This window comes from Streptomyces sp. NPDC000410, from assembly GCF_040300305.1.
In the GTDB taxonomy this organism is placed as follows: domain Bacteria; phylum Actinomycetota; class Actinomycetes; order Streptomycetales; family Streptomycetaceae; genus Streptomyces.
This window is the reverse complement of record NZ_JBEPDM010000110.1, coordinates 1-5,169: the sequence shown is the minus strand read 5'-3', so window position 1 is coordinate 5,169 and position 5,169 is coordinate 1. Positions and strand designations below refer to the sequence as shown.

Annotated in this window: 4 protein-coding genes and 1 pseudogene; 2 read left to right on the top strand and 3 right to left on the bottom strand. The window is 69.7% G+C overall.

Annotated elements, in window-relative coordinates:
- Positions 1–16 precede the first annotated feature (16 nt).
- Positions 17–565, bottom strand: a complete 549-nt coding sequence (locus ABT342_RS37855) for a hypothetical protein (protein ID WP_351584085.1) — start codon at positions 563–565, stop codon at positions 17–19.
- Between the two features lie 891 nt (positions 566–1,456).
- On the opposite strand from ABT342_RS37855, the gene ABT342_RS37850 reads away from it, so the two are divergent.
- Positions 1,457–1,858 carry a hypothetical protein gene (locus tag ABT342_RS37850; protein ID WP_351584082.1) on the top strand — a complete coding sequence of 134 codons (402 nt, stop codon included), beginning with the start codon at positions 1,457–1,459 and terminating at the stop codon, positions 1,856–1,858.
- A 296-nt stretch (positions 1,859–2,154) separates the two neighbouring features.
- Here the strand turns inward: ABT342_RS37850 and ABT342_RS37845 are convergent.
- Positions 2,155–3,414: pseudogene (locus ABT342_RS37845) on the bottom strand (IS701 family transposase).
- A gap of 165 nt (positions 3,415–3,579) precedes the next feature.
- The gene (locus ABT342_RS37840; protein WP_351584079.1) at positions 3,580–4,389 is read right to left on the bottom strand and encodes an AraC family transcriptional regulator; all 810 of its coding nucleotides are present in this window, start codon (positions 4,387–4,389) and stop codon (positions 3,580–3,582) included.
- A 54-nt stretch (positions 4,390–4,443) separates the two neighbouring features.
- Here ABT342_RS37840 and ABT342_RS37835 point away from each other — a divergent pair, with 54 nt between their 5' ends.
- The gene (locus ABT342_RS37835) at positions 4,444–4,935 is read left to right on the top strand and encodes a beta C-S lyase family protein (RefSeq protein ID WP_351584076.1); all 492 of its coding nucleotides are present in this window, start codon (positions 4,444–4,446) and stop codon (positions 4,933–4,935) included.
- Positions 4,936–5,169: the final 234 nt, after the last annotated feature.

The following is a 5,169-nucleotide window of genomic DNA, read 5'->3' as shown; positions in this document are numbered from 1 at the left end:
CGCTCGTTTGCGCAGCTCAGGGGGATAGGAGGAAGGGCGTGCCATGACTCGATCCTTTCACGGAATCAAGTCTCCACCGAACCCGGAACGGTTCAATCTCGGACGTCCCGGGAAAGACGTAGAAGACCCGGTCCGGATCGGCGGGCACCTCGACGCGGGCCAGCGGCAGATGCCGCAGGACCACCCGCCTCGCGAACTCGCCCTCCCGCCTGCCGAGCCGGGGAACGATGGCTTTGACGTGCGCCGGGTCCAGATCGGCCGGCAGCTTCCCGCCCTCGTCCAGGACGGCTTCGCGCCACCGGCCGGAGCCCTCCGCCCGCTGCCGTACGAGGAACGGCGGCCGCTCCTCGGGCAGCCTCACCCGGTCCGTGTCGCCGCGACGCTCGATGACCGCCCCGGTCCAGGTGGTGAGGCGCCCGGTGCCCCTGCACACCGCGTGCTGGACCGTGCCCTTCCCTCCGCAGTCCTCGCAGTCGACGACCCCGTTCCCCTGGCAGTCGGCGCACTTCGTCGTCCCGCGCCCCGCGCACTCGGGGCACGCCGCGCGTGCCTTGCCGCACCGCACGCAGTCGACGCGCTCATCGGCGCCGGGCGCGCTGCGGCCCGCGTACGGGTGGCCCCGTGGGCGGCCGGTGCCGTGGCAGCGGATGCACGGGTCGGTGCCCCGGCAGGCCGCGCACGGCCTGGTGGGTTCGCAGGTGCGCCGCTTGCTCCCCTGGCACAGCTGGCAGCGCCATCTGCCGTTGCCGCATTCACAGGTCTGCTCGCGCGCCGAGCCCCGGTGTACCAGCTCCAGCGTCTCCCGTCGGCCCGGGTCGGACGGCGGGGGATGCGGTGCCCCGCCAGGCTGGTGTACTCCGGGCGGCCGGAGAGGTCGAACCTGCCAGGTTTCTCCCGGAGCCCCTCGCTACGCGTCTCCAGCGACCGGACGATCTCGCCGTCGAGGATCGAGTGCCAGGTGATCCGCGCGGCGCCGGGGGCGCTGAGGGAGGTCGGGGTGCCACGACCGGACAGATGCCGTTCGACTGCCTGGAGTATGTCGTCGCCGGGGAGTCTCCCGGGCGCGGCCTCGGCCAAGGCGTTCTCCCTGTCGATCGTTCGCGATACGCGATCTCCGCAGGACAGGAGGCCTCCGACAGTCCATCAAGCGCCTTTCGCAGAGCGCCTGTTGGGACGGACGACGAGGCTTCGGGCGCCGCCGGGGGCCGAGGTCGCCCTGAACGCCGGACACCGGTACGGCTCCGCGCCAGGGACAGGGCCGGCGTCGAGGCAGCGTGGCCCGCGCCTTCCCCCTCCATGGCACGCACGCACCCATCCGATCCGGATTGTCCGGAATAACCGTCAAGTTTCCCTCAAGAAACTTCCCCGATTGTCGAACCTCACAGGCTCTGCCGCGTATCCCCAGACAACAGCAGACCCCGCTGGGGGCCTGGTCACACCCCGAAAGAAGAGCACCATGGTCAAGAAATGGCTTCAGGCCTTTGCGGTCGCCTGCGCTGCCGCACTGACCGTCACACTCGTTCCGACTTCAGCGTCCGCTTCCGCATACGGCTGCAAGACCGAATGGGTCAGTGGCGGCAACCACAAAACCCAAGCCTGCCTGGAGATCAACGGCGGCGGCCTCTGGGTCAATTACATGATCGCCCAGGGATACCAGGAGGGGAGCCAGCATCACGTTCAGCTCTACGGCCCTCCCGGCCACCTCGGCAACGGGAACACGGAGGGGAGCGGCCGGTGGTCCCGCTTTGACTGGGGCGCCTACAAGAACGTTCTAGGCGGTAACTACTGCGCCCGCGAGTGGGCCCACATCGGCGGGGGTTACCAGGCCCAGGTCACCAAGTGCTGGACCGTTTGGTAGCACAAGCTGAGGTCGCTGTGGGAATGCGTTCTCGGCATCCCCACAGCGACCTCGTGTTCGGAGCACAGCCTCTCGCAACAGGCGCACTGCCGCTGACACCGCACTGCTGCTCCGAGGGGACCCTGCCCGTCATCGCGAACCCGCCGCCCATCGATGAATCCGGTGAAGTACTGGCACGTTCCTATTAGTGCTTGGTCAGGTTGGTATCGGTGTGGGTATGTCGCGGTGGCAGGTGGGGCAGGCGCCGGTCCAGGTGGCGAGGAGGGTCTGCAGTTCGCGGACGACCTGGTAGAGGCTCAGGCCGGCGCCGCTTCTTTTGGGGCCCGGGTCAGTCGCTGCAGGGTGCAGAAGGCATGCGCGACGGAGACGAGGGTGACGTGGTGGTGCCAGCCGCCCCAGGTGCGGCCTTCGAAGTGGGCCAGGCCCAGGGCCTGCTTCATCTCCCGGTAGTCGTGCTCGATCCGCCAGCGAAGCTTGGCCAACCGGACCAGTGTGGTCAGCGCGGTGTCCTCGGGCAGGTCGGACAGCCAGAACTGGACCGGCTCGCTTGCGGGCCATTCGGCCAGCAGCCAGCACTCGGGCAGTTCCGGGCCGTCGGCGGCTTGGCGGATCTCGCGGCCGGCGGGCCGGACCCGCAGGGCCACGAAGCGGGAGTACATCCGCTTGACCCCGCGGCGGCCGGTGCCCGGCCGGGAGCCCTCCCGCCACTGCACCGGCCGTGCGGCCTTCTTGCCCGCCGCGATGACCAGCTCTTTCACCGACTAGGCAGGGTCGGGATACTTCGCCACCGGCGGGCGTCCATGGCCCGAGTACGGCTCGCGCACCGGGACTGCGTCAGCGGGCTGGGCCGACGTGGTGGTAGAGATCCCCACCACGTAATTCAGGCCGCGGACCTGCAGCCCGTGCCGGAAGGCCGCGCAGTCACCGCATCCGGCCTCCGCGACGGCCAGCGGCACCTCGATCCCCCAGGAGCGGGTCTCATCGAGCATGTCCAGGGCCAGCTGCCACTTCTCGACATGACCGACGTCGTCGGGGATGCCGCAGGCGGCGCGACGGGCGACCTTGTCGGGGTCGGCTTTCGGTGAGGCCGGGTCCCAGGTCTGAGGCAGGAACAGCCGCCAGTTGACCGCCGTCGAGGCGTGGTCCGAGGCCAAGTGCAGTGAGACACCCACCTGGCAATTGGTGACCTTGCCCGCGGTGCCGGTGTACTGCCGCGACACGCACGCCGAGGCCGTCCCGTCCTTCAGGAAGCCGGTGTCGTCGAAGACCACGACCTTCGGCCTGATCGCCACCTCCATCCGCCAGGCCAGCTGAGCCCGGATATGAGCCGGGTCCCAGGGGCTGGTGGTGATGAAATTGGCCAGGGCCTGACGGTTGCCGTCAGCCCCGAGCCGGGCGGCCATCGGCTCGATGGACTTGCGCCGCCCGTCGGTCAGCAATCCCCGCAGGTAAACCTGCCCCCACCGGCGCTGGTCCTTGCGCGCGAACGGCTCGAACACCTCCGCCGCAAATGCCTCCAACTCACCACGCAACAAACCAATCTCGTCCGGCGTCACACACTCCCAACGTCACACCAGGCCCAGAGGACACGCACCACCACAACCGACCTGACCAAGCACTACTATGGTCTCTCCGCTGAAGAACAGGCCGTGCTCGGCCGGCAGAAGTCGGTCTTCACGATCGACAATCCAAACGCGTATCAGGAGGCCTTCGATAGGCCATCAAGCGCCTTTCGGGGAGCGCCTGTTGGAGCGGACGACGAGGCCTCCGGCGCCACCGGGGGCGAGGTCGGCTCGGTGGTGCGCGCCGGGGGTGTGCCCGAAGGAGCGGCGGAAGACGTCGATGAAGGCGCTGCTGGATGCCCAGCCGCACCGGTGGGCGACGACCGTGACCGGGGTGTCCTCGGCCAGCAGGCGCAGGGCGTGGTGCAGGCGCAGCTGGGTGCGCCATTGCGGGAAGGTCATGCCGAGTTCGGCTCTGCACAGCCGGGTCAGGGTGCGGTCGCTGACGCCGGCCACCGCGCCGAGTTGCGCCAGGGTCCGGTTGTCGGCCGGGTTCTCGCGGAGGACGGCGCAGACGGCGACCAGGCGCGGGTCCTTGGCGGCGGGTACGTGCACGGGCTGCTCGGCCGAGTGCCGCAGCTGGTCGAGCAGGACGGCCCGCAGGCGGCGGCGTTCGGCGGTGAGGTCGGCGGGACGCTCCGTGTAGGCGATGATCAGCTCGCGCAGCAGCGGGCCGACGCCGATGACCGTGGGCCGGTCCAGGCCCAGCGGGTTGTCCCGCACCGGCAGTCCCACCAGGTGGAGGTCGGTGTCACCGTAGGCGCGGTGCTCGTGGACCGTTCCGGCCGGGATCCAGATCGCCCGGGTGGCGGGCGCGATCCAGCTGCCCGCCTCGGTGGTGACCGACAGCATGCCGCGGCCCGCGTAGACGATCTGGTGCTCGTCGTGCCGGTGGGCGTCGATTCCGGTACCGGCGGGCAGGGGGCGCAGGCCTGTCGTCGCGTGCGGCGTGTGGCGGATTTCCGGCATTGTTTGGCACTTTAACGGAAGCGGGACAGCTCCCGCGGCGCCGATCATCGAGGGGTGACGGCAGACTCGATCCCCCCTCTCGCAGAGCTGAGGAAGCGCCAGAGCGCCAAATGGCGGACCTTCCCGGACGACGTCCTCCCGCTCCCGGTCGCGGAGATGGACTTCCCGCTGGCGGCCCCGGTCGCCAAGGCCCTTCACGAGGCCGTCGACCGGTCGGACACCGGCTACGCGGCACCGACCCGTGACCTCGCGGACGCGGTCAGCGGCTACGCCCGGCGCGCCTGGGACTGGACGATCGACGCCGACGACGTGCGTACCGTGGCCGACGTCGGGATCGGCATCGTCGAGGTCCTGCGCCGCGTCGTCGCTGCGATCTCTCGGTTTTGTGACAGTGGGGTGGGAGACAGTGGGGTCTGGGGGGTCTGTCGTTGCTGGTCGGTGGAGGTTTCGGGGTGTGGGGTCACTGTCCTGGGCGTGAGAGTTCCACGGGGCATCGCTGTCGTGGAGCGTTATCGCGTGAGGGGTGATGCTGTCTCAGTTTCGTGAGTTCTGATCCGTTGGCCGGTGGGTGTTGGTGTGCTCGGGGGTGTGGATCAGGGAGAGCAGGACCCGGACGCGAGTGGGGTTTTGCCGGCTGTGTCGGTTCGGGCGTTGCGGGGGCCGGCGGTGCGTCGTCTGCTGGCTTTGCGGCGGGAGGGGAAGCTCACCACCACGCGGGTGAGGTCTGCGGCGGACGTGTTGGGGGTGCGGGAGCGTGCGGTGTGGCGGTGGCTGGCTGCC